This window comes from Pseudomonas sp. WC2401 (assembly GCF_041200115.1).
Lineage (GTDB): Bacteria > Pseudomonadota > Gammaproteobacteria > Pseudomonadales > Pseudomonadaceae > Aquipseudomonas > Aquipseudomonas fragi.
The window spans coordinates 1,862,545-1,885,713 of record NZ_CP165623.1 but is presented as its reverse complement, the minus strand read 5'-3'; the positions used below and the strand labels follow the sequence as shown (position 1 = coordinate 1,885,713).

21 protein-coding genes are annotated in these 23,169 nt (G+C 59.2%); 9 read left to right on the top strand and 12 right to left on the bottom strand.

Features of this window, described 5'->3' with window-relative positions; translation table 11 throughout:
• Nucleotides 1-175: 175 nt before the first annotated feature.
• From AB3G35_RS08590 to AB3G35_RS08580, 3 genes are read right to left on the bottom strand one after another with little or no spacing between them, the layout of a single operon-like run.
• On the bottom strand, nucleotides 176-997 hold the full coding sequence (locus AB3G35_RS08590) for an ATPase (RefSeq protein WP_169910681.1): 822 nt from the start codon (nucleotides 995-997) through the stop codon (nucleotides 176-178).
• Between the two features lie 28 nt (nucleotides 998-1,025).
• Nucleotides 1,026-2,024 carry an NAD-dependent epimerase/dehydratase family protein gene (locus AB3G35_RS08585; RefSeq protein ID WP_369782514.1) on the bottom strand — a complete coding sequence of 333 codons (999 nt, stop codon included), beginning with the start codon at nucleotides 2,022-2,024 and terminating at the stop codon, nucleotides 1,026-1,028.
• 52 nt (nucleotides 2,025-2,076) lie between these two features.
• Nucleotides 2,077-2,970 (bottom strand): LysR family transcriptional regulator ArgP, encoded by an 894-nt coding sequence (locus tag AB3G35_RS08580; RefSeq protein ID WP_016779810.1) that lies wholly within the window; start codon nucleotides 2,968-2,970, stop codon nucleotides 2,077-2,079.
• Between the two features lie 103 nt (nucleotides 2,971-3,073).
• Here AB3G35_RS08580 and AB3G35_RS08575 point away from each other — a divergent pair, with 103 nt between their 5' ends.
• The 7 genes from AB3G35_RS08575 to AB3G35_RS08545 all read left to right on the top strand — a co-directional run bounded on the left by AB3G35_RS08575 (nucleotide 3,074) and on the right by AB3G35_RS08545 (nucleotide 12,508).
• Nucleotides 3,074-3,676 (top strand): LysE/ArgO family amino acid transporter, encoded by a 603-nt coding sequence (locus tag AB3G35_RS08575; protein WP_016779809.1) that lies wholly within the window; start codon nucleotides 3,074-3,076, stop codon nucleotides 3,674-3,676.
• Nucleotides 3,677-3,881: 205 nt separating this feature from the next.
• Nucleotides 3,882-4,478 carry a superoxide dismutase gene (locus AB3G35_RS08570; RefSeq protein ID WP_016779807.1) on the top strand — a complete coding sequence of 199 codons (597 nt, stop codon included), beginning with the start codon at nucleotides 3,882-3,884 and terminating at the stop codon, nucleotides 4,476-4,478.
• Nucleotides 4,479-4,717: 239 nt separating this feature from the next.
• Complete coding sequence (locus AB3G35_RS08565; RefSeq protein ID WP_369782513.1) at nucleotides 4,718-6,769, top strand: putative bifunctional diguanylate cyclase/phosphodiesterase; 2,052 nt, start codon at nucleotides 4,718-4,720, stop codon at nucleotides 6,767-6,769.
• 161 nt (nucleotides 6,770-6,930) lie between these two features.
• A complete protein-coding gene (locus AB3G35_RS08560; protein ID WP_016779805.1) occupies nucleotides 6,931-8,277 on the top strand; it encodes an imelysin family protein in 1,347 nt (448 codons plus the stop codon).
• 600 nt (nucleotides 8,278-8,877) lie between these two features.
• The gene (locus AB3G35_RS08555) at nucleotides 8,878-10,305 is read left to right on the top strand and encodes a di-heme oxidoredictase family protein (protein ID WP_369782511.1); all 1,428 of its coding nucleotides are present in this window, start codon (nucleotides 8,878-8,880) and stop codon (nucleotides 10,303-10,305) included.
• A 26-nt stretch (nucleotides 10,306-10,331) separates the two neighbouring features.
• Nucleotides 10,332-11,396: an imelysin family protein gene (locus AB3G35_RS08550; RefSeq protein WP_088379178.1), complete on the top strand. Its 1,065-nt coding sequence runs from the start codon at nucleotides 10,332-10,334 to the stop codon at nucleotides 11,394-11,396.
• Between the two features lie 14 nt (nucleotides 11,397-11,410).
• Complete coding sequence (locus AB3G35_RS08545) at nucleotides 11,411-12,508, top strand: DUF1513 domain-containing protein (protein WP_369782509.1); 1,098 nt, start codon at nucleotides 11,411-11,413, stop codon at nucleotides 12,506-12,508.
• A 185-nt stretch (nucleotides 12,509-12,693) separates the two neighbouring features.
• Here AB3G35_RS08545 and AB3G35_RS08540 read toward each other — a convergent pair whose 3' ends face one another.
• The 5 genes from AB3G35_RS08540 to colR form a co-directional block, all read right to left on the bottom strand.
• Nucleotides 12,694-12,915, bottom strand: coding sequence for a hypothetical protein (locus AB3G35_RS08540; protein WP_016779801.1), 222 nt, complete (start codon nucleotides 12,913-12,915; stop codon nucleotides 12,694-12,696).
• Nucleotides 12,915-13,631 carry a lipopolysaccharide kinase InaA family protein gene (locus AB3G35_RS08535; protein WP_016779800.1) on the bottom strand — a complete coding sequence of 239 codons (717 nt, stop codon included), beginning with the start codon at nucleotides 13,629-13,631 and terminating at the stop codon, nucleotides 12,915-12,917. Before AB3G35_RS08535 ends, AB3G35_RS08540 begins: the two co-directional genes overlap by 1 nt.
• A 3-nt stretch (nucleotides 13,632-13,634) precedes the next feature.
• Nucleotides 13,635-14,315 (bottom strand): class I SAM-dependent methyltransferase, encoded by a 681-nt coding sequence (locus AB3G35_RS08530; protein WP_095040911.1) that lies wholly within the window; start codon nucleotides 14,313-14,315, stop codon nucleotides 13,635-13,637.
• 196 nt (nucleotides 14,316-14,511) lie between these two features.
• Complete coding sequence (locus tag AB3G35_RS08525; RefSeq protein WP_016779798.1) at nucleotides 14,512-15,792, bottom strand: HAMP domain-containing sensor histidine kinase; 1,281 nt, start codon at nucleotides 15,790-15,792, stop codon at nucleotides 14,512-14,514.
• Nucleotides 15,782-16,465, bottom strand: a complete 684-nt coding sequence (gene colR / locus AB3G35_RS08520; protein WP_016779797.1) for a two-component system response regulator ColR — start codon at nucleotides 16,463-16,465, stop codon at nucleotides 15,782-15,784. The genes AB3G35_RS08525 and colR overlap by 11 nt, the downstream gene beginning before the upstream one ends.
• Nucleotides 16,466-16,684: 219 nt before the next feature.
• Here colR and AB3G35_RS08515 point away from each other — a divergent pair, with 219 nt between their 5' ends.
• Nucleotides 16,685-18,634 carry an LTA synthase family protein gene (locus AB3G35_RS08515; protein ID WP_369782507.1) on the top strand — a complete coding sequence of 650 codons (1,950 nt, stop codon included), beginning with the start codon at nucleotides 16,685-16,687 and terminating at the stop codon, nucleotides 18,632-18,634.
• Between the two features lie 226 nt (nucleotides 18,635-18,860).
• Here the strand turns inward: AB3G35_RS08515 and groL are convergent, their stop codons facing one another.
• From groL to AB3G35_RS08495, 4 genes are all read right to left on the bottom strand, one after another.
• Complete coding sequence (gene groL / locus AB3G35_RS08510) at nucleotides 18,861-20,501, bottom strand: chaperonin GroEL (protein WP_016779795.1); 1,641 nt, start codon at nucleotides 20,499-20,501, stop codon at nucleotides 18,861-18,863.
• A gap of 49 nt (nucleotides 20,502-20,550) precedes the next feature.
• Nucleotides 20,551-20,844: a co-chaperone GroES gene (locus tag AB3G35_RS08505; RefSeq protein ID WP_016779794.1), complete on the bottom strand. Its 294-nt coding sequence runs from the start codon at nucleotides 20,842-20,844 to the stop codon at nucleotides 20,551-20,553.
• A gap of 241 nt (nucleotides 20,845-21,085) precedes the next feature.
• Entirely contained in the window at nucleotides 21,086-21,556 is a 471-nt protein-coding gene (locus tag AB3G35_RS08500; protein ID WP_369782505.1) for an FxsA family protein, read from the bottom strand.
• Between the two features lie 71 nt (nucleotides 21,557-21,627).
• Complete coding sequence (locus tag AB3G35_RS08495) at nucleotides 21,628-22,353, bottom strand: HugZ family protein (RefSeq protein ID WP_324708192.1); 726 nt, start codon at nucleotides 22,351-22,353, stop codon at nucleotides 21,628-21,630.
• 52 nt (nucleotides 22,354-22,405) lie between these two features.
• On the opposite strand from AB3G35_RS08495, the gene AB3G35_RS08490 reads away from it, so the two are divergent.
• Nucleotides 22,406-23,164, top strand: a complete 759-nt coding sequence (locus AB3G35_RS08490) for an SDR family oxidoreductase (protein WP_016779791.1) — start codon at nucleotides 22,406-22,408, stop codon at nucleotides 23,162-23,164.
• Nucleotides 23,165-23,169: the final 5 nt, after the last annotated feature.

Genomic DNA, 23,169 nt, shown 5'->3' with positions numbered 1-23,169 from the left:
TGCCAACGCTTGAGGCCACGGTTTACATGGCTTGCGGGAGATGGATAAGCGGGAATCCGCTGACTTTCAGCGCAGGAATAAGCGGAAATCCGCCGACAGGCAAATGCAGATCTGCCTGACGCCAGACATCAGCCCCCTCTCCCTGCGGGAGAGGGTTGGGGTGAGGGGAAAACCGTCAAGGTCGAGCGCTGATCTGCTTTTGCAGGTTCTGAATCTGGCTTTGCAGGGTGTTGATGTTGCGCGTCATCTGCGCACGGAACACGTCAAACTCGGCCGCATTGGCGCCTTGAGCCGGAGCCGGACGATTCTCGAGCTCGCTTTTGAGCACGATCATGTCCTGCTCCAGGCGCTCCACTGCCGCGCTCGGGTTGCCCTGTTTCTTCAAGGCCGCCACATCCGTGGCCTGCTGGGCGACCCCCGCCTTGAGCGTGGCCAGCTCAGTACTCAGGTTCTTGATCTCGGTTTCGAGCTTGGCCTGGTTTTCTTTCTGCGCCGTCACTTGCAGCAACATGGCCGCATTGATTTGCTCAAAGCGCTGATCCAGATCCCCCTGCTGCCCCGCCACCAACCCTTGCTGGCGCTTGCTCTGCTCAAGCAACTGTTCTTCAAGCTGCTTGATCTGCATCTTCAAGGCTTCGCTGCCGGTATTGATCGTCGACTCACTGGCAACCACCTTGCCGGAAATGGCCTGCAGGCGCCCGGCAGCTTCTTCGCTGATACGGGCAAAACTCTCCTGGGTGGCCACCAACTGTTGCTCCATCAGCGAAATCTGCTGAAAGCTCCACCAGGCCAACCCGCCAACGGCCACCAGCAAGGCACAGATCAAGGTCCACAAAGGCCCGGTGCTCGGGCCCTTGACCTTGATCACCGGTGTGTTACGCGAGTACACCGTGGTGCGCTCACGGGCACCAGGGCTGGCCTGCGGCTCATCATGGTCATGGGCATCGGCGCGCAGGGTCGGCACATTGTCAAAGTCGTCGCGGGCATCGTTACGCATCGTAAACCTTTAAAAATGGCGGCAGCGGTTAGCGGTAAGGGGATTCCTGAGCTTTCCACCAGCCGCAGAATTCATCAAGCGCGGCCCACAGACTCACCTTGGGATCGTAATCGAGGTAATGCCGGGCGCGGCCGATGTCGAGGGTAAAGTCTTTGTTCATGATCTGCACGCCCAAACGCGAGAGTGACGGCTCAGGCTGCCCCGGCCACAGCTTGCAGGCCGCTTCGTTAAGCGCTCCTCGGCAGTAGGCCAGGGTGTAGCCCCGGTAACGGGTCACTTGCGCCACGTTCATTTGGCGCATCACATAATTGACCACATCCCAATAAGGTATCGGCGTGCCATTGCTTATATTGTAGGCCCTGCCCAACGCCGCAGCGCTGCTCACCAAGCTGCTCATCAGCGCCTCGTTGAGGTTTTGCATGCTGGTGAAGTCGACCTTGTTCAGACCGTTGCCGACAATGGCCAGCCGGCCCTTGCGCTGCTGCTTGAGCAATCGCGGGAAGAGGCTCATGTCCCCTGCCCCGGTAACCAGACTGGGGCGCAGGGCAATCACTTCAAGACCAAACTCCTGGGCACCAAACACCTTCTGCTCTGCCAGGTTTTTAGTGGCGGCATAGGGGTGCCTGAAGCGCTTGGGCACCTGCTCCTCGGTGAGGTCGGTGTGGTCGCGGCCATCGAAGTACAACGCTGCCGAAGACAAGTGCACCAGACGCCGCACCCGCTGCTTGAGGCAGGCTTCAACCACGTTTTCGGTCACCAGCACGTTGTCACGGTGGAAGTCCTGATAACGCCCCCAAGCGCCCACATGCCCCGCACAATGCACCACCGCATCGACATCGACGCACAAGTCGCGCACCAGCAAGCCATCGGTCAAATCCCCCGGGATAAATTCAGCCCCGCGTCGCACCAGGTGTTCGACACCGTCGGCCCGACGCCCGCTGACCCGTACGTCAAAGCCCTGCTCCAGGGCAAAACGCGCAAAGCGTCCGCCAATAAAGCCGCTTGCGCCGGTGACCAGAATCTTCATCAATCACTCCAAATGCTGTAATTCGTGCTGCTTGCTCTTTAAACGCCGGTTATCAGGCCAAAGGCACTAACCAGCGGGCTGCCGAACGCGATAAATGTTCGGTCAGTTGCCCCAGCAGTTGTCCGCCATTGCGCCAATGATGCCAGTACAGTGGCACGTCGATGGGTTTATCTGGCAAAAGCTCCACCAGGCTGCCATTTGCCAATTGTTCGCGCACTTGCAGTTCAGGCACCAGCCCCCATCCCAGGCCGGCCTCGGTGAGGCGGATAAAGCCCTCTGAGGACGGGCACAAATGGTGCTCGAAACCCTCTTCGACGCCCAGTGCGGCAAGGTAGCGGTGCTGCAGAAAATCATCCGGGCCGAACACCAGGGCCGGCGTTTTTGACAACTGCACGGCACTCACCCCATGGGGAAAATGCCGCGCAATAAAGGCCGGGCTGGCCAGCGCACGGTATCGCATGGCCCCCAGCAGCACGCTGCGAGCCCCGGCAACCGGGCGCTCACTGGCGCACAGGCAGGCTGCCACTTCACCGGCACGCATGCGTTTGAGGCCAACGGTCTGATCCTCAACCACCATATCCAGCAGCAGGTGTTGCTCGGCACAAAAATCGCCCACGGCCTGCGCCCACCAGGTGGCCAGGCTGTCGGCATTCAAGGCGATCCGCAACCGCTCCGGCAAACCGTCTTCGTCCAGCGCCGGCACCGCACTTTGCAAGTCACGCTCCAGCAAACGCACTTGCTGGACATGGTTGAGCAGGCGCCGGCCGATCTCGGTCGGGGTCGGTGGCGTGGCGCGCACCAGCACCGGCTGGCCGATACGGGCCTCAAGCAATTTGATGCGCTGGGAGATGGCCGATTGTGACAGCCCAAGCACCTGCGCCGCCCGCTCAAATCCGGCTTGTTCCACGACTGCAGCGAGGGCCGAGAGTAATTTATAGTCGAACATCAGTTTTCCTAATGAGCGATCAGCAATATTGGTTTTTCTTATACAGCCAAGGGCAGGAGAATAGCCAGCAGCAACCCCGCCTGCAGTACAACGAGTAATCCTTATGTGGCAAAGCTACCTTAATGGCCTGTTGGTCGCGTTCGGCCTGATCATGGCCATCGGCACCCAGAATGCCTTCGTCCTGGCACAAAGCCTGCGCCGTGAACACCACCTGCCCGTGGCCGCATTTTGCGTGGTGAGCGATGCCTTGCTGGTGGCCGCCGGGGTGTTCGGCCTGGCCACCCTTCTGGCACAAAACCCGTTATTGCTCAGCGTGGCACGCTGGGGCGGCGCGGTGTTTTTGTTGTGGTACGGCACCCAGGCACTGCGTCGGGCGTTTTCCCAGTCGAGCCTTGAACAATCTGCCGGGCAGACGGCGCGCTCGCTCAAGGCAGTGATGCTCAGTGCGCTGGCCGTGACCCTGCTCAACCCCCATGTCTATCTCGATACAGTGTTGCTGATCGGCTCCCTTGGTGCTCAACAAAGCGTGCCCGGCGCCTATGTAGTGGGCGCGGCCAGTGCTTCGCTGATGTGGTTTTTCACCCTGGCCCTGGGCGCTGCCTGGCTTGCGCCGTGGCTGGCACGGCCCAACACCTGGCGCATCCTCGATTTGCTGGTGGCGGTGATGATGTATGCGGTGGCGGTGCAGCTGATAGTTTCGGGCTGAGCGCAAAGCCCGCTCCCACAGCTAAAAAAAAGAGTCCCGCACCTGCTGAAACGTCTATCCCACACAGTTGTCGCGTGGTTAAGCGGTCACCCCGGTGCTATGATCCTGACCCTGCGCCGCAAAGAGTAAAAACTCATCGGCGCGTGTTTGGCCGCCCGTGATCGGCCTTGCGCTCATCGCAACTGACCTGATTAGGAGAATCATCATGGCTTTCGAATTGCCGCCGCTGCCGTACGCACACGATGCCCTGCAGCCGCACATCTCCAAAGAAACCCTGGAGTTTCACCACGACAAGCACCACAACACCTACGTCGTGAACCTGAACAACCTGGTGCCAGGCACCGAGTTCGAAGGCAAAACCCTGGAAGAGATCGTTAAAACCTCTTCGGGCGGTATCTTCAACAACGCCGCTCAGGTCTGGAACCACACTTTCTACTGGAACTGCCTGGCGCCAAACGCCGGCGGCCAACCGACTGGCGCACTGGCTGATGCCATCAACGCGGCCTTCGGTTCGTTCGACAAGTTCAAGGAAGAATTCAGCAAGACTTCCATCGGCACCTTCGGCTCCGGCTGGGGCTGGCTGGTGAAGAAAGCTGACGGTTCCCTGGCCCTGGCCAGCACCATCGGCGCCGGCAACCCGCTGACCAGCGGCGACACCCCGCTGCTGACCTGCGACGTTTGGGAACACGCTTACTACATCGACTACCGCAACGTGCGTCCGAAGTATGTAGAAGCGTTCTGGAACCTCGTTAACTGGAAGTTCGTGGCTGAGCAGTTCGAAGGCAAGACCTTCACTGCCTAAGCCTAGCTCCAGATAAAAAACCCGGCATTGCCGGGTTTTTTTTGGCCGCGTGAAAAGTGCCAAAAGATCCTTGCGCACAATCCGGGCCAGCTAGTATGAAAGCGTTGGTTTTTTTTATTGCGCGCCTCAAGTTCGAAGTCAGAATACCGACACAGTGGCGATCGTGAACAGCGTGTGCTGACGGCTTGCATACTTGTCCCCCCAACAGGCATTAACGGCGAGAAACAAGGAATAGCGCTTTGAAGCTGCAGTTCAAAAACAGCTTGTCACTCAAGTTGCTCCGGATCGTGCTGCTGTCGGCACTGGTTGTCGGAGGAGTGCTGAGTTGCGCACAAATCGTGTTCGATGCCTACAAAGTCCGACAGGCCGTCACGACCGATGCCGGGCGCATCCTCGACATGTTTCGCGACCCCTCGACCCAGGCGCTGTATAGCCTGGACCGTGACATGGCCATGCAAGTCATCGAAGGCCTGTTCCAGGACCCGGCTGTGCGCAAGGCCTCCATCGGCCACCCCAACGAAGCGGCCCTCGCCGAAAAAGCCCGGGCATTGCACAGTTCATCAAGCCGCTGGGTGACCGACATGATTTTGGGTCGCGTGCACACGTTCAGTATCCCGCTGGTGGGCCAGGGGCCCTACAGCGAGTACTACGGCGACCTGAGCATTACCCTCGATACTGCCACTTACGGCCAGGGCCTGTTGACCGACTCCGCCGTCATGCTGTTTTCCGGCCTGTTACGCGCCCTGCTGATGGGGCTGGTGTTGTATCTGGTCTATCACTGGCTGTTGACCAAACCGCTGTCCAACATCATCGGCCACCTGACCAGCATCAACCCCGACCGCCCCAGCGAGCATGTGATCCCCTTGCTCAAGGGCCATGAGCACAACGAACTGGGGGTGTGGGTCAATACATCCAATCAGTTGCTGGCTTCGATCGAGCGCAACAACCGCTTGCGCCACGAAGCCGAAAGCTCGTTGCTGCGCATGGCCCAGTACGACTTTTTGACCGGGCTGCCCAACCGCCAGCAATTGCAGGGGCAACTGGGCAAGATCCTCACCGATGCAGGCCGCTTGCAGCGCCGGGTCGCCGTGCTGTGCGTGGGCCTGGACGACTTCAAGGGCATCAACGAACAGTTCGGCTATCAAACCGGCGACCAGTTGCTCCAGGCCCTGGCCGACCGCTTGCGCGCCCATAGCGGCAGCCTCGGTGCGCTTGGTCGTCTGGGCGGCGATCAGTTTGCCCTGGTGCAGGCCCATATCGAGCAGCCTTACGAGGCAGCCGAGCTGGCCCAGAGCATTCTCGATGACCTCGAATCACCGTTCAGCCTCGATCAGCAAAGCATCCGCCTGCGCGCCACCATCGGCATCACCCTGTTCCCCGAAGATGGCGACACTACCGAGCAATTGCTGCAAAAGGCAGAGCAGACCATGACCCTGGCCAAAAGCTATTCGCGCAGCCGCTACCAGTTTTATATCGCCAGCGTCGACCGCGAGATGCGGCGCATGCGCGAGCTGGAAAAAGACCTGCGCGAAGCCCTCTTGTGCAACCAGCTGCACCTGGTCTACCAGCCGCAAATCCGCTACAGCGACCACCGCGTAGTCGGCGTCGAGGCCCTGTTGCGCTGGCAGCACCCGCAGCACGGCATGGTCCCGCCCGATCTGTTTATCCCGCTGGCGGAAAAAAACGGCAGCATCATTGCCATCGGCGAATGGGCACTGGACCAGGCCTGCCGCCAACTGCGCGAATGGCACGACCAGGGCTTCAGCGAGCTGCGCATGGCGGTCAACCTGTCCACTGTGCAATTGCACCACGTCGAACTGCCGCGGGTGGTCAACAATCTGTTGCAGCGCTACCGCTTGCCGCCGCGCAGCCTGGAGCTGGAAGTCACCGAAACCAGCCTGATGCAAGACATCAGCACGGCCGCCCAGCACCTGCTCAGCCTGCGCCGCTCCGGTGCGCTGATTGCCATTGATGACTTCGGCACCGGCTACTCATCCTTGAGCTATCTCAAGAGCCTGCCACTGGACAAGATCAAGATCGATAAAAGCTTTGTCCAGGACCTGATCGATGACGGTGACGACGCCACCATCGTGCGCGCCATCATCCAGCTCGGTAAAAGCCTGGGCATGCAGGTGATCGCCGAAGGCGTCGAAACCGCCGAACAGGAAGCCTATGTCATTGCCGAAGGCTGCCATGAAGGCCAGGGCTACCTGTACAGCAAACCCCTTGGCGCACGGGAGTTGGTCGCTTATCTGAAGCAGGCGAAGCGTAACAAGGCAGTCATTCTGTAAGTCCATATTTCGAGATTCACTAAAGCCCCGGTGCAGAGCGCAAGTAAACAAGAAATATTTCCAACCGTAGCCCTTTACAGAAAATGCATATCTTTCGCATCATGTGGCAGTTTTGCGTGCAGCCGCACGCTTGTCCCACCTCTCGAAGCAGGATTTTCGCCATGATTCGTATGCCCCTGGCTACCGCCAGTCTGCTGGCCATTGCTATCTCACTCGCCGGCTGTGGCGACAAGGACAAGGAAAAAACCGCTGCGGCGCCGACCCCGGCAGCCGCCACCAGCACTGCGACGCCAGCCACTGACGTCACCGCGGCAAAAGTCGACGAAGCTGCTGCCAAGGCTGTCGTGGCCCATTACGCCGACATGGTTCATGCCGTGTACAGCGATGCCGAAAGCACCGCCAAAAAACTGCAGACCGCTATCGATGCGTTCCTGGCCAAACCGAACGACGACACCCTCAAGGCCGCTCGCGCCGCCTGGGTTGAAGCCCGCGTGCCATACCTGCAGAGCGAAGTGTTCCGCTTCGGCAACACCATCATCGACGACTGGGAAGGCCAGGTGAACGCATGGCCGCTGGACGAAGGCCTGATCGACTACGTTGACGCCAACTACGCCGGCGCACTGGGCAACCCAGGTGCCAATGCCAACATCATTGCCAACACCCAGATCCAGGTCGGCGAAGACAAGGTCGACGTCACCGAAATCACCCCGGAAACCCTGGCCAGCCTCAACGAGCTGGGCGGTTCCGAAGCCAACGTAGCCACCGGCTACCACGCCATCGAATTCCTCCTGTGGGGCCAGGACCTCAACGGCACCGGCCCGGGCGCAGGCAACCGTCCTGCTTCGGACTACCTGGAAGGCGAAGGCGCCACCGGTGGTCATAACGATCGCCGTCGCGCTTACCTGAAAGCCGTAACCCAGCTGCTGGTTAACGACCTCAATGAAATGGTCGGCAACTGGGCACCGAACGTGGCCGACAACTACCGCGCCACGCTGGAAGCCGAGCCGGTACAAAACGGCCTGCGCAAGATGCTGTTCGGCATGGGCAGCCTGTCGCTGGGCGAACTGGCCGGCGAGCGCATGAAAGTGTCCCTGGAAGCCAACTCGCCTGAAGACGAGCAGGACTGCTTCAGCGACAACACCCACAACTCGCACTTCTACGATGCCAAGGGCATCCGCAACGTATACCTGGGCGAGTACGTACGTGCCGACGGCACAAAAATGACCGGCCCAAGCCTGTCGTCGCTGGTGGTGGTCATCGACCCGGCTACCGACGCCACGCTCAAGTCCGACCTGGCTGACACCGAAGCCAAGATCCAGGTCATGGTTGATCGCGCCAACAAGGGCGAGCACTACGACCAGTTGATCGCTGCAGACAACGCTGCGGGCAACCAGGTGGTACGTGATGCCATTGCAGCGCTGGTCAAGCAGACCGGTGCCATCGAGCAAGCCGCCGGCAAGCTGGGCATCAGCGACCTGAACCCGGACAACGCCGATCACGATTTTTGATCTGCGGCGCTGAGTGACTGAGTAATGAGGCGACCTTCGGGTCGCCTTTTTTTGCGGCAGGACGCCGCGCCAGCCGCGATGGGCCATGGATGGCCCGTAGCGGCGTGCCCCCATAACAGTGCCGGAGTGAGGGCGGAACCCGTAGAGAGCCGTGACACATATAATGGATATGTACTGGGTGGTTTTTAACGGGTGTTCGGGGTACATATCCGGCATTTGTGTCTTACCGAAATTATGGTTTCGCTCTTACAGCGAGTCACTTTTTCCAAACGCCGAAAAAGTAACCAAAAAGGCTTGCCCCTGGCGTACGGCCTTCGCTGCGCTCAGGTTCCCTCGTTCCGGTCCCGCTCCGTGGGCACGCCGCCACGGGCCATCCATGGCCCATCGCGGCTCTCCCGGCATCCATGCCGGGAGACCCACTGCGCAGAACCTCCTCTCGGCCTCCCGATGGGGCTGGTAGATCAAAATCAAAAAACAGATCAAAAGCAGAAGGGCCATTTGTCTGCCCCAAGTCACAGCAAACGCTAATCCCTCTTATTTCAATTCACCTTCCCTGCTAGACTTTACGCCCTCGATTTTGCTCACTGATCTGGACGCTTGATGCCTTCGTTGCCTCTTCGCCTGTCTCTGTTGCTAGTGGCCCTGGGCCTTGGCGGCTGTGATGATGCCCCGCGCTTTACCAAACCCGAGCCCGGCGAAGCCCGCTCCGGCGGCGCGACTACGGTGCGTAAAAGCGATCACAACGCCTTTTCCATGCCGTCAGCCAACCTTTCGCCCACCCGGCGTCTGGATTTCAGTGTCGGCAACAGTTTTTTTCGCAGCCCCTGGGTCATCGCTCCGTCAACCACCACCGCGCGTGACGGCCTGGGCCCGCTGTTCAACACCAACGCCTGCCAGAACTGCCATATCAAGGATGGTCGCGGCCACCCGCCCGCCCCCGGCGCCAAAAATTCGGTGTCGATGCTGGTACGCCTGTCGATCCCCAACGACCCGACTTATGCCACGCTGATCGAACAGGCTGGCATCGTGCCCGAGCCGGTCTATGGCGGCCAGTTGCAGGATATGTCGGTTCCCGGTGTAGTCCCCGAGGGCAAGGTGCGAGTCGATTACGAACCCGTGACCGTGCGTTTCAAGGACGGCACTGAAGTCGAGCTGCGCAAGCCCACGCTGCAAATCACCCAGTTGGGCTATGGCCCGATGCATCCCGATACCCGCATGTCAGCCCGCATCGCGCCGCCGATGATTGGCCTGGGGCTGCTCGAAGCCATCCCCAACGAGGCGATCCTGGCCAATGCCGATGCCCAGCGCAAAACCGCTGGCGGCGTGGCCGGGCGTCCGAACTGGGTGTGGGATGACGCGCAACAAAAGACGGTTTTGGGCCGTTTTGGCTGGAAAGCCGGACAACCGAACCTCAATCAACAAAATGTTCACGCCTTTTCTGGTGATATGGGCCTCACGACTTCCCTGAGACCCTTCGATGACTGCACCAAGGCCCAAACTGCCTGCCTCGAGGCGCCCAACGGCAATGGCCCGGATGGCGAACCCGAGGTCAGCGACAATATTCTGCGCCTGGTGGAGTTCTACACCCGCAACCTGGCTGTGCCCGCCCGCCGTGATGTCGGCGCGCCCCAGGTGCTGGCCGGTAAAAACCTGTTCTATCAGGCAGGCTGCAGCGCCTGTCACACACCGACTTTCACGACATCGGCCAGCGCTGCCGAGCCCGAACTGGCCAACCAGGTCATCCACCCCTACAGCGACCTGCTGCTGCATGACATGGGCCCGGGCCTTGCCGACAACCGCACCGAGTTCGCCGCCAGCGGCCGCGACTGGCGCACGCCACCGCTGTGGGGGATTGGTTTGACCCAGGCGGTGAGTGGCCACACCCAGTTTTTGCACGATGGACGTGCCCGCAACCTGCTTGAAGCCGTGCTGTGGCATGGCGGCGAGGCCGAACCGGCCAGGCAGCAGGTTTTACGTTTTAATGCCGAGCAGCGCGCTGCGTTGCTGGCGTTCCTGAACTCTCTTTAACGCCTTACAAGATCGGGGACCCCGACATGTTTCGACCCAAGCTTCTGTTCACCAGCCTTGCCGCCATCGCCCTGGCTGCCTGCTCGCCTCAAGACCCGCAGGCCGTCACTTCGGCAGCCATCGCCAAACAAGTGATCCTGCCTACCTACAGCCGCTGGGTTGAAGCTGACCGCCAGCTGGCGGTCAGCGCCCTGGCCTACTGCCAGGGCAAGGAAACCCTGGAAACTGCCCGTGCCGACTTCCTGCACGCGCAAAAGGCCTGGGCCGAGCTGCAACCGCTGCTGATCGGGCCTTTGGCTGAAGGCAATCGTTCGTGGCAGGTACAGTTCTGGCCGGACAAAAAGAACCTGGTCGGCCGTCAGGTCGAGCAGTTGGTGGTTGCCCAGCCGCAGATCGATGCCGCCGCCCTGGCCAAGTCCAGCGTTGTGGTGCAAGGCCTGTCGGCTTACGAATACATTTTGTTCGACAGCAACATCAACCTGGCTGACGATGCGCAAAAAGCCCGTTACTGCCCGCTGCTGACCGCCATCGGCGAACGTCAGAAGCAACTGGCCGAAGAGATTCTGGCCAGCTGGAACAGCACCGACGGCATGCTCGCGCAAATGAGCAAGTTCCCCAACCAGCGTTATGCCGACTCCCACGAAGCCATCGCTGACGTGCTGCGTGTGCAGGTGACTGCGCTGGATACCCTGAAGAAAAAACTCGGCACGCCAATGGGCCGCCAGAGCAAGGGCATCCCGCAACCGTTCCAGGCCGATGCCTGGCGCAGCGAGTCGTCACTCAAGAGCCTGGCCGCCAGCCTGGCCGCTGCCCAGACCGTATGGGCCGGTGTCGACAACAAGGGCTTGCGCAGCCTGTTGCCTGCCGAACAAAAGCCACTGGCTGACAAGATCGACGCGGCCTATGCCACCTCGCTCAAGTTGTTCAACGACAACCAGCGCACGCTCAATGAGCTGCTGGCAGACGATGCCGGGCGCGCCCAGCTGAACGCCATCTACGACAGCCTCAACGTGGTTCACCGCCTGCACGAAGGCGAACTGGCCAAGGCCCTGGGTATCCAGCTGGGCTTTAACGCCAACGACGGCGATTGATAAAGGAAGGTTCGATGATGCGCAGGCAAGCACTCAAGCTTGGTGGTTTACTGCTCAGTGCAATCACGCTGGGCGGTTGGTCGCTGTTTAAACAAAAAGGCCAAAGCCCGCTGCTGCTGAGTGCCCGCGACGATGCAGATGGTAATCACTTTGCCGTGGGCTATCGACTCGATGGCACTCAGGTGTTCAGCACCCAGGTCGGCCAGCGCTGCCATGACATCATCAACCACCCGACACTGCCCATCGCCTTGTTCGTGGCCCGCCGCCCCGGTACCGAAAGCTACCTGGTCAGCCTGACCGACGGGCAGCTGCTGCAAACCCTGACCTCCCTGCCCAACCGGCATTTTTATGGTCACGCCGTGATCCATAAAGACGGTGAGTGGCTGTACACCACTGAAAACGACACCACTGATCCGGGCCGTGGCCTGCTGGGGGTTTATCGCTTTGAGGGCGAGCGCCTGGTTCACAGCGGCGAAATCCCCACCCACGGCGTCGGCCCGCATCAGGTGTCGTGGATGCCTGACGGTGAAACACTGGTGGTGGCCAACGGCGGAATTCGTACCGAAGCCGAAAGCCGGGTCGAGATGAACCTCAACGCGATGGAACCCAGCCTGGTGCTGATGCAGCGTGATGGCACCCTGCTCAGCAAGGAAACCCTGAGCCAGCAAATGAACAGCGTGCGCCACTTGGGCATTGCCAGTGACGGCACCATTGTCGCCTGCCAGCAATTTATGGGCGATGCCCATGAGTTGTCCGAATTGCTGGCCATCAAACGTCCCGGCCAGCCATTTGAGCCCTTCCCGGTGGCCGAGCCACAACTGCGAGCAATGGGCCATTACACGGCCAGTGTCGCGGTCCACAGCGAGTTGCGCCTGGTCGCGCTGACGGCGCCACGGGGCAACCGTTTTTTCGTCTGGGACCTGGACAGCGGCGCCTTGCGCCTGGATGCGCCGTTGCCGGATTGTGCGGGGGTGGGTGCGGTGAAGGATGGGTTTGTGGTCACGTCCGGCCAGGGCCGCTGCCGTTTCTACGATTGCCGTCAGAACGACCTGATTGCCAAGCCTCTGGATTTGCCGTCGGGGCTTTGGGACAACCATCTGCATATCATGTAGCAGGTGACACAAATCCCTGTAGTCGTTGACGAGCCATGCGAGGCTACGTCCGGCTGCGCAGCAGTCGTAAAACCAATCTGCATCGGTGTTTCAGATCCACCGCGAAGCCCAGGTTTACGACTGCTGCGCAGCCGAACGTAGCCTCGCGCGGCTCGTCAACGACTACAGGTTTTTTGCTCTGCGCCCTACTTCTTCAGCCCCTGGCTCATGCCAAACATAAACAGCAACAAATCATGATCGGGCCGGGTCGCTACCGCCGCTTTAACCACCCGCGGCAACGGGCAATGAGCCCCCATTTGGGGCCCGCTCAACACTTGTGTCACCGGTTGTTCCCAAGCGGCAAACGCCACGCCAGCAATGACCAAGGCGCCCAGCAGAAACAAACTTCGTGCTATTTCTCGCTTCATCACCGTAAACCTTTGATAGCGCTGCCAAACACTGTCTTATAAAAGTAGATCAGTCTGTCCCACTCTGTGGCACTCCACGACGAATGGCGGCGCAATTGTTTAAGATCGTGGGAAGCGGCTTTTTGGGCCGTCAGGCGTTGCCGGCTTTTTTCCAGGTCCAGCAAAGCCACATCAATCACTGCCCCTTCGCCCTGCCCCGTCACCCGCACAAACACATGCTTGGCGTACAGGCAGCCGTGCTGCCAACGGCCCAGATGCATGCGGGCCAAGGTCTGACCGATCGCTTCAAGTACGCGGTCATGTACCGCTTCACCGTGACGCTCGCGCTCACCTGCGGCGTACCAGTTGTCGATCTCGACAAAGCCTTCCAGGCCCACGGTCACCAGCAATGCACGCCATTGTTTATCTGCCGCTTGCTGCGCCCCGCAGTACACCAGCTCAGGCACACCCACCGCCAAACGGCTCAAGGCCAGTAACGCATCCTGCTCCCGCAAAACCGTCGGGCGGCCCAGCGGGTAACGCCAGCTGCGGTAGGTATGCCCGACCTGTCGCTTGACGTAGAGCAAGCGCCCATCGGCGTCATGTATCCGTTGTACACCGCTCTCCCCACCGCGACGCTGGTTGGGCTCTTCAACCCATTCGCCTTGCCGATTCCAGTAGAACTCGAATGGGTCGTCAGTCGCAGAGGGAGCTTGCTGTACAAAATCAACGGTCATGAGTTATCTCTTTCGTAATACGTAAACCCGCCACATCGCGTAGAGCGGAATAAAGTCCAAATGGTCCTGAACGGTGAAGCCTGCCTTTTTGAATTCCGCCTCCACTGTAGCAGCAGGTAACACAAAACGATTTTGGTAACCGAATTGCTCTGCCTCTGCAGCGCGTTGACGCTCAAGACGCTTGCGTTTCCAGGCCTTGAAATTGCCATCAACCCACAATGAAATAATCACACTGTCCCGGCTAACGCGATGAAGCTCCCGCAATAGAGCCATCCGGTGACTTGCATCGCCAATGTGGTGCAGCAAGCGCATGCAGAAAACACTGTCAACCGAGTTGTCAGGCAAATCTATTTCGAAAGCTGACATCTGCAAACGCCGTACCCGTTTAACCACATCGGCCGGTTGCGCCAACGAAGCCACCTCCAGCATCGACGCCGAGTTGTCCGCACCGATGATTTCGCGGCTTGGCATTTGCGCCAGCAACGGCCAGAAACGGCCCGCACCACAAGGCAAATCGAGGACAACCTGAGGCTCGCCAGCCAACTGCAATGCACGGCGCGCCAATTGTTCATCGCGTTTGTGCGACAAACGCCGGGCCAGGCCGTCCTGATGCTTGATCAGGTATTGCGTAGCGTGCTGCTGATCGTACTTTTCAGAAAATTTGAGTTTGATGATCGGGCTCATATCAGTGCTCCTGAAGCTAATGAGCACTACCTTAATCAGCCGAACGTTTGCATCAGGTCATCAACAGGTGAAAATTCTGTCAGGGCATTCCACATAAACATTGCAAGGTTTTACAGGGCGAAAATACTGGCGCAGGGCCATGTATCGACTAATGCGCAGGGAGAGCGGCCTGCAGAGCGCAGGCCACGGGAGGGGATCAGACGTCGGCCGGAGCCAGTTCGACGCGAAAACGACAGCCGTTGGGTTCCATCGTGGTCAGGGTCACGCGCCAACCCTGGCTATCGCAAATGCGTTGTACCAGGGACAGGCCCAGGCCCAGCCCTTCGCCACGTTTTTCGCTGCCACGGACAAAGGGTTGGAACATGGCCTGGCGTTTTTCTTCCGGGATCCCCACGCCGCTGTCTTCCACCACAAAACCGCTGGCCTCAAGGGTCAAGCGGATAAAGCCGGTGTCGGTGTAGTGCAAGGCATTGCGCAGCAAGTTGCCCATGACGGCGTGCAGGAAGGTGGCGTTGTACCGTGTGTCCAGCGGGTTGCCGGGGTCATAGATCAGCTTGAGGCCTTTGGCCTCGATGGGTTCGCGCCACAGGCTGATCAGGCCTTCGGCCACGGTGCTCAGGGTCACCGTTGGCGACATGCTGGCATCCTCATGCTGGGCACGGGCCAGCATCAGGAAGGTTTGCACCAGTTCGCGCATTTCCTCACAGGCGCGGGAAATACGCTCGACCTGCGAGCGACTGCGCTGATCCAGTGACGGGCTTTCCAGCAACAACTCGCAGGAACTGGCCAGCACCATAAGCGGAGTACGTAACTCGTGACTTACATCACTGGTGAACAAACGTTCGCGCGTCAGGGTGTCGCGCAAGCGCCCCAGAGTGGCATCGAACGCCACTGCCAGTTCGCCCACTTCATCGGCCGCATAATCCGGGGCCAATGGCGGCGCCAGCCCCAGCAACTGATCGCGATGACGAACCTGACGGGCCAGGCGGATCACCGGTGCCATCACCCGCCGGGCCAGGGTCCAGCCCAAAAATACCGCCAGTGCCAGCGCGAGAACGAAACCGACGGCAACCACGGCAAACAGTACGCGCTCGCGCTCTTCAAAATCGCTCTGGTCTTGCAACAGGACGTAGCGCCGGCCATCGACCACTTCCACCATTGCGTGATAAGACAGCTGATCGCGAAACACCTCATGAAAGCCCGGGTCCAGGTGACGCAGGTCCTTGGGCAGGGCAAAGTCGCCACGCCCGCCACTGAAATAAAACAGCTGGCTTGGCTTGGGACGATGATTCCACTCTGCGCCGTTGTCCATCAGCAGCAGGCGCTGCAAATCCCCGCCCAGCCCTGCCGAGATGAGTTTCTCTTCGACCAGATGCACGGTGGCAATAATGCCCACAGCGAATGTCCCTGCCACCAGCGCGCTCATCAAGGCAAAAGCGATGATGATCCGCTGGGAAAGACTTTGCCTAAACTCCATCACGAACCTCGGCGAGGCGATAGCCCACGCCATGTACGGTATGCAACAGAGGCTTGTCGAATGGTTTGTCGATCACCTGACGCAATTGGTGGACGTGGCTGCGCAGGCTGTCGCTGTCCGGGCAATCATCGCCCCACAAGGCTTCTTCCAGCACTTCGCGGCGTAACACATGGGGGCTTTTCTGCATCAGTACCGCCAGCAGTTTCAAGCCCACCGGGTTGAGCTTGAGCAGACGGCCTTCACGGGTGACTTCCAGGGTATCGAGGTCATAGCGCAACTCGCCGACCTGCAGCTCACGTCGCCCGCCGCCCTGGGCGCGACGCAAAACCGCTTCGATCCGGGCGGCCAGTTCCGAGAGGGCAAAGGGTTTTAGCAAATAGTCATCGGCACCTGACTTGAACCCTTGCAGGCGGTCGTCCAGCTGATCGCGGGCAGTCAGCATGATTACCGGCGTATCGCGCCGGGCATCTTCACGCAGGCGCTTGCACAGGGTATAGCCGTCGATACCGGGCAACATGATATCGAGCACAATCAGGTCGTAATGCTCGGTGGCCGCCAGGTGCAGGCCCGACAAACCATCTTGCGCGCAGTCAACGGTGTAGCCCTTCAGGCCCAGGTAGTCGGCAAGGTTGGCGAGGATATCGCGGTTGTCTTCAACCAATAGAATTCGCATGGGCACTCTCTCCGTTCACAGTTACGGCCGTCTTGGCCCGCGCAGCTTAAGGCCAACAACCGCGCAGGGCCAGCACCACAGGGCGCTCAGACAATTTAGTTATAGCTCTCACAGAAATGACATTTTTTTTACTATCGGTTCACAAACTCAATACAGTGGCGCGCGCACACTCCCGCTCCCCCCGCGTTAAAGCCTCCCGCGTTTAAGGAAAAACAACCCATGCGTCTGCTGCACACCGCGCCTATGCGCTACCTCCTGTTGTTGACTGGCTGCTGGCTGGCGACTTTTTTGATCACCCGAGGCGTCCTGCTGGTCACCCATCTGGGTGAGGCTGGCAACAACTGGCTGCCGGTGTTCGGGATTGGCCTGCTTTACGACCTTGGCTTTTTGACCTATGCCGCCCTGCCGCTGGGCCTTTACCTGCTGCTCTGTCCGCCTGCGCTATGGCGCCGCCGTGGCCATCAGTGGTTCCTGCAAGGCCTGCTGACCGTCAGCCTGTTTGCCATGCTGTTCACCGCCGTCGCCGAGTGGCTGTTCTGGGATGAGTTTGGGGTGCGCTTCAACTTTATCGCGGTGGACTACCTGGTCTACTCCGACGAAGTACTGAACAACGTACTGGAATCCTACCCGATCGGCATCCTGCTCAGCGCCATCGCCCTGGCGGCCATAGTGTTGAGCCTGGTGCTGCGCAAGCTGTTCAAAGCTGCGATGAACGCACCGCTACCCTCTTTTGGCGGTCGTCTGGCGACCTTTACTGGCCTGTTGCTGGTTGCCGGCCTGAGCCTGCAACTGCTGGACCAGGACGGCCCGCGCGGCCAGGGCGGCAACGCCTACCAACATGAACTGGCGAGCAATGGCCCGTACCAGTTCTTCGCTGCGTTCCGTAACAATGAACTGGATTACCAGCAGTTTTACGCCAGCCTGCCCACCGACGTAGTGGCCAAACAGCTGCGCGCAGAACTGACCGAACCCAACGCCACCTTCGTTGGCCAGGACCCGCTGGATATCCGCCGCAATATCGACAACCCCGGCACTGCGCGCCAACCCAACATCGTGCTGGTGACCATCGAAAGCCTCAGTGCCAAGTACCTGGGCAGCAACGGTGACGGCCGCAACCTGACGCCGAACCTGGACCAACTGCGCAAGGAGAGCCTGTACTTCAACAACTTCTATGCCACCGGCACCCGTACCGACCGGGGCCTGGAAGCCATTACCCTGGCCATTCCGCCGACACCGGGGCGCTCCATCGTCAAGCGTATCGGCCGTGAAAGCGGCTTTGCCAGCCTCGGCCAGCAGCTCAATGGCGTGGGCTATGACAGCGTGTTCGTGTATGGCGGGCGCGGTTACTTCGACAACATGAACGCCTTTTTCAGTGGCAACGGTTACCGCGTTGTCGACCAAAGCAGCGTGAATGAAGCCGATATCCACTTCAAAAATGCCTGGGGCATGGCTGACGAAGACCTGTACCGCGAAACCCTGAAACTGGCCGACGCCAATTACGCGCAACAAAAGCCGTTTTTGCTGCAGTTGATGACCACCTCCAACCACCGTCCTTACACCTACCCTGAAGGCCGGATCGACATCAAGTCGGGCAATGGTCGCGACGGCGCAGTGAAATACACCGACTACGCCATCGGCCAATTCCTTAACGATGCGCGTAAAAAACCCTGGTTCGATAACACGATCTTCGTCTTCGTGGCCGACCACACGGCAGGCAGTGCCGGCAAGGAAGACTTGCCGATCACCAATTATCAGATCCCACTGTTTATCTATGCGCCCAAGTTGATCGAAGCCCGTGAAAACTCGCAACTGGCCAGCCAGATCGACCTGGCGCCCACCTTGCTCGGCTTGTTGAACCTGGATTACCAGTCAACCTTCTTTGGCCGCAACCTGTTGCAGGACAACCCGTTGCCACCGCGAGTGGTGGTGGGCAACTACCAGCACCTGGGGTTGTTTGACGGCCAAGACCTGGCCATTCTCAGCCCGCGCCAAGGGCTGCGCCGCCATGATGATGCGCTGAGCACCAGTATTGAATCGCGAGTACCGGCGACTGATCCGTTGATTGAGCGGGCGATTGCCTACTATCAGGGCGCCAGTCATGGCTTCAAGCAGCAGTTGCTGGGCTGGAAGCCGGTGCAGGTCGAAGCGGGGCAGGTTTCGCAACGGTAATTGCCTTGCGACCCTCACCCCAACCCTCTCCCAAAGGGAGAGGGAGCTGATTGGGGGATATTGCAGAATCTCTGCAGCCTGAATGCATTGAGTTGAATCCTGCATCGGCTCGGTCAATCCCCTCTCCCTCTGGGAGAGGGCCAGGGTGAGGGGCTTTTAATAGCCCCACAACAAAGCCCCGCCTGATCACTCAGGCGGGGCTTTTGCGTATCGGGGTAAGGCTGGCTTACATCATGCCGCCCATACCACCCATGCCGCCCATGTCTGGCATGCCGCCAGCTGGTTTGTCTTCCTGGATCTCAGCGATCATCGCCTCAGTGGTGATCATCAGGCTGGCAATCGACGAAGCCGCTTGCAGAGCCGAACGAGTCACTTTGGCCGGGTCAAGGATACCCATTTCGATCATGTCGCCGTATTCGCCAGTAGCAGCGTTGTAACCGTAGTTACCCGAACCCTGCTTCACTTTGTCGACAACTACGCTTGGCTCGTCGCCGGAGTTGGCAACGATCTGGCGCAGAGGTGCTTCAACAGCACGGCGCAGCAGAGCAATACCCACGTTCTGATCAGCGTTGTCGCCTTTCAGTTCGGAGATGGCTTGCAGAGCGCGAACCAGTGCCACGCCACCGCCAGGTACCACGCCTTCTTCAACGGCTGCACGGGTTGCGTGCAGGGCGTCTTCAACGCGGGCTTTCTTCTCTTTCATTTCTACTTCAGAACCAGCGCCAACCTTGATCACTGCAACGCCGCCAGACAGCTTGGCCAGACGCTCTTGCAGTTTTTCACGGTCGTAGTCCGAAGTGGTGTCAGCCACTTGAGCACGGATCTGGGTAACACGTGCCTGGATGTCCGCGTCGTTACCAGCACCATCGATGATGGTGGTGTTTTCTTTGGACAGGATCACGCGCTTGGCGTTACCCAGGTGCTCCAGGGTAGTGCTTTCCAGGCTCAGGCCGATCTCTTCGGAGATAACGGTACCGCCAGTCAGAACAGCGATGTCCTGCAGCATTGCTTTGCGACGGTCGCCGAAGCCTGGTGCTTTAACAGCAGCGACTTTAACGATACCGCGCATGTTGTTCACAACCAGAGTCGCCAGGGCTTCGCCTTCAACGTCTTCAGCCACGATCAGCAGTGGACGGCCGGCTTTTGCAACGGCTTCCAGAACTGGCAGCATTTCGCGGATGTTGGAGATCTTTTTGTCTACCAACAGGATCAGCGGGCCGTCCAGCTCAGCCACCATGGTGTCTGGCTTGTTGACGAAGTAAGGGGACAGGTAGCCACGGTCGAACTGCATGCCTTCAACAACAGACAGTTCGTTTTCCAGGCCCGAGCCTTCTTCAACGGTGATCACGCCTTCTTTACCGACTTTTTCCATGGCTTCGGCAATGATTTCGCCGATGGAGCTGTCGGAGTTGGCAGAGATGGTACCTACCTGAGCGATTGCCTTGCCGTCAGCGCAGGGCTTGGCCAGTTGACGCAGTTCTTTGACGATAGCGATGGTCGCTTTGTCGATACCGCGCTTCAGGTCCATCGGGTTCATGCCGGCAGCGACGGCTTTCAGGCCTTCGTTGACGATCGACTGAGCCAGAACGGTTGCAGTGGTAGTACCGTCACCAGCGTCATCGTTGGCACGGGAGGCAACGTCTTTAACCAGCTGCGCGCCCATGTTTTCGAAGCGATCTTTCAGCTCGATTTCTTTGGCAACGGACACGCCGTCCTTGGTGATGGTCGGAGCGCCGAAGCTCTTCTCGATGATCACGTTACGGCCTTTAGGGCCCAAGGTCGCTTTTACTGCGTCAGCCAGGACGTTTACACCGGCCAGCATTTTTTTACGGGCGGAGTCGCCGAATTTAACTTCTTTAGCAGCCATGTTCGTTCTTCCTTAAATACTTTGTAGTAACGGGAAAAGGAGCGGGAAATCAGCCTTCGATTACAGCGAGAATCTCGTTCTCAGCCATAACCAGCAGGTCTTCGCCGTCGACTTTTACAGTGTTGCTGCCGGAGTAAGGGCCGAACACAACCTTGTCACCCACTTTAACGGCCAGTGCACGCACTTCACCGTTGTCCAGAACGCGACCCGTACCAACGGCGATCACTTCACCGCTGTTAGCTTTTTCAGCAGCAGAACCCGGCAGAACGATACCACCAGCGGTTTTCTTTTCTTCTTCGCTGCGACGGATTACGACGCGGTCATGCAGAGGACGAAGCTTCATTGTCGATCTCTCCTAATTGAGGTGTTCATCGGCCGGTGTCAATACCGGCTGGGTTTACGAGTCCGGAAATGCCGGGGGCGATTCGCGGTTGGAGTTTTGCTGTTGCCAGTAAAACCCTGCGGTGTCCGTTACATAAGGGCGCATCCACTTATTACAAGGGCACGCCCAGGAATTTTTTAACCTGGCGCCTCGCCAAAAACAAACACGGCACCCTGGGTGCCGTGTTGTTCATGCCAAAGCCTTATTTGTCGCGGTGTTCGAACTCGCCTTCGATCACATTGGGCTCACGCCCCAAAGGCTGATGGGAGCGTGGTCGTGCGGCTTCGAAATCTTCGGCAAACGCACGCTGGCGGATCGCCTGTTCTTCAGCACGTTTGCGCAGGCGGTTGACCAGAAACCGGCGAACTGGCGGGAACAGCAACAGCAGACCGGCCGCATCGCTGATAAAACCAGGTAGAACCAACAGGCCACTACCCAGCGCCAGCATCAGGCCTTCAAGCATTTGCTGGGCAGGCAGTTCGCCGCGGTTAAGGCTTTCACGCGCCTTGAGCGCCGTGGCCAGGCCTGCGACGCGAACAACCAGTACACCGAGCATGGAGCCGGCAATGATCAGCAACAACGCGGGGAAAAACCCGATAGCGGTGCTGACCTTGAAAAAGACGTACAGCTCTAGCACTGGAAACAACAGAAAGAGCAATAGAAAAGCGCGCATCAAATGATTCCTCTCCGGAAGAATATCTTCCAACCAAGACTAGATGACGGCGCGCCTGTACAAATTCAAGGTCAGACCGTCTGTTTTTTCGGCCATTCACTGGCTCGGGCCAGCAAAACCAGAGCTTCGCGCACCTGTGTCGAAGTATTGCAAGGCTCAGGAAAGGCCAGCCAGTGCAACCCTTCGCCGATGCGCAAGTGCATGCCTTCGCTGTCGATGCCCACCAGCGTAGCTGGCGCTGTGCGGGGCAGCCCGGTCATTTCGACATAGTGTTCGATGGCATTGGCGTGGTCGCTGTTCATGTGCTCGACCATGCGCACCTCGACCTGCCCGGCAAAGGGGTTGGCCAGCGTGACCTGGTCCAGCCAGTGAATGGCACCAAAGCCGCCGATATAACGGTGACGCACAGGGTTGAGCACCCAGAAGTCGAAATCATGGGCGGTGTCATAGCCCCTGGCCTCAGGGAAATAGCGGTAATAACGCTCGGCCGCCGCTTCAATGGCCGTGGCATCAGTCAGTTGTTCGGCTTCGGCCAGCACAGTCAGGCGGCCGACCGCCTGGACATCTTCAGCGCCACGCTCGCCCACCATCAGGGAGCACTTGGGGTCCTTGCGCAGGTTATGGGTGTGCTGGGCAATGCGGCTGATCAGGATCAGCGGCCGCCCCTGCTCGTCCAGGCAGTACGGCACCACGGAGCCAAACGGGAAACCGGGCATGGCCTTGGACTGGGTAGCCAGGGCGCCACGGTATTCCTTGAGCAATAATTCTCGGGCATGCTTGGCAGCTTCAACGCTCAACTTATGACTCCTTAATAAAAATCCGCATTTAACGGTCGAGATCAGGGCACTCATGCAACTAAAAGACAAAGTAATCATTATCACTGGCGGCTGCCAGGGCCTGGGCCGTGCAATGGCCGAGTACCTGGCGGCCAAGGGCGCCAAACTGGCACTGGTCGACCTCAACCCGGAAAAGCTCGAGTTGGCCGTTGCGGCCTGTCAGGCACACGGTGTCGAGGCTCGCGCTTACCTGTGCAATGTCGCTGACGAAGAACAGGTTACGCAAACCGTGGCCCAGATTGCAGAAGATTTTCGCGCGATCAATGGTCTTGTCAACAACGCCGGAATCTTGCGTGACGGGCTGCTGCTCAAGGTCAAGGATGGCGTCATGACCAAGATGAGCCTGGCGCAATGGCAGGCAGTGATCGACGTCAACCTGACCGGGGTGTTCCTGTGCACCCGTGAAGTGGCTGCGAAAATGATCGAGCTCAACAGCCAGGGCGCGATCATCAATATTTCGTCGATCTCCCGTGCCGGCAATGTCGGCCAGACCAACTACTCGGCGGCCAAGGCCGGGGTTGCGGCGGCAACCGTGACCTGGGCCAAGGAGCTGTCGCGCTACGGCATTCGGGTAGCCGGGATTGCACCTGGCTTTATCGAAACCGAAATGACCCTGGGCATGAAGCCCGAAGCCCTGGAAAAAATGACCTCGGGCATCCCGCTCAAGCGCATGGGCAAGGTTGAAGAAATCGCCCATTCGGCGGCGTATATTTTTGAAAACGACTACTACACCGGGCGAATTCTGGAGCTCGATGGCGGGCTGCGGATCTAGAGCAA

What these genes read in the sequence shown, in the direction of transcription:
- AB3G35_RS08590 (WP_169910681.1), bottom strand. Translation starts at nt 997, where the DNA reads ATGCGTAACGATGCCCGCGACGACTTTGACAATGTGCCGACCCTGCGC.
- AB3G35_RS08585 (WP_369782514.1), bottom strand. Translation starts at nt 2,024, where the DNA reads ATGAAGATTCTGGTCACCGGCGCAAGCGGCTTTATTGGCGGACGCTTT.
- AB3G35_RS08580 (WP_016779810.1), bottom strand. Translation starts at nt 2,970, where the DNA reads ATGTTCGACTATAAATTACTCTCGGCCCTCGCTGCAGTCGTGGAACAA.
- AB3G35_RS08575 (WP_016779809.1), top strand. Translation starts at nt 3,074, where the DNA reads ATGTGGCAAAGCTACCTTAATGGCCTGTTGGTCGCGTTCGGCCTGATC.
- AB3G35_RS08570 (WP_016779807.1), top strand. Translation starts at nt 3,882, where the DNA reads ATGGCTTTCGAATTGCCGCCGCTGCCGTACGCACACGATGCCCTGCAG.
- AB3G35_RS08560 (WP_016779805.1), top strand. Translation starts at nt 6,931, where the DNA reads ATGATTCGTATGCCCCTGGCTACCGCCAGTCTGCTGGCCATTGCTATC.
- AB3G35_RS08555 (WP_369782511.1), top strand. Translation starts at nt 8,878, where the DNA reads ATGCCTTCGTTGCCTCTTCGCCTGTCTCTGTTGCTAGTGGCCCTGGGC.
- AB3G35_RS08550 (WP_088379178.1), top strand. Translation starts at nt 10,332, where the DNA reads ATGTTTCGACCCAAGCTTCTGTTCACCAGCCTTGCCGCCATCGCCCTG.
- AB3G35_RS08545 (WP_369782509.1), top strand. Translation starts at nt 11,411, where the DNA reads ATGATGCGCAGGCAAGCACTCAAGCTTGGTGGTTTACTGCTCAGTGCA.
- AB3G35_RS08540 (WP_016779801.1), bottom strand. Translation starts at nt 12,915, where the DNA reads ATGAAGCGAGAAATAGCACGAAGTTTGTTTCTGCTGGGCGCCTTGGTC.
- AB3G35_RS08535 (WP_016779800.1), bottom strand. Translation starts at nt 13,631, where the DNA reads ATGACCGTTGATTTTGTACAGCAAGCTCCCTCTGCGACTGACGACCCA.
- AB3G35_RS08530 (WP_095040911.1), bottom strand. Translation starts at nt 14,315, where the DNA reads ATGAGCCCGATCATCAAACTCAAATTTTCTGAAAAGTACGATCAGCAG.
- AB3G35_RS08525 (WP_016779798.1), bottom strand. Translation starts at nt 15,792, where the DNA reads ATGGAGTTTAGGCAAAGTCTTTCCCAGCGGATCATCATCGCTTTTGCC.
- colR (WP_016779797.1), bottom strand. Translation starts at nt 16,465, where the DNA reads ATGCGAATTCTATTGGTTGAAGACAACCGCGATATCCTCGCCAACCTT.
- AB3G35_RS08515 (WP_369782507.1), top strand. Translation starts at nt 16,685, where the DNA reads ATGCGTCTGCTGCACACCGCGCCTATGCGCTACCTCCTGTTGTTGACT.
- groL (WP_016779795.1), bottom strand. Translation starts at nt 20,501, where the DNA reads ATGGCTGCTAAAGAAGTTAAATTCGGCGACTCCGCCCGTAAAAAAATG.
- AB3G35_RS08505 (WP_016779794.1), bottom strand. Translation starts at nt 20,844, where the DNA reads ATGAAGCTTCGTCCTCTGCATGACCGCGTCGTAATCCGTCGCAGCGAA.
- AB3G35_RS08500 (WP_369782505.1), bottom strand. Translation starts at nt 21,556, where the DNA reads ATGCGCGCTTTTCTATTGCTCTTTCTGTTGTTTCCAGTGCTAGAGCTG.
- AB3G35_RS08490 (WP_016779791.1), top strand. Translation starts at nt 22,406, where the DNA reads ATGCAACTAAAAGACAAAGTAATCATTATCACTGGCGGCTGCCAGGGC.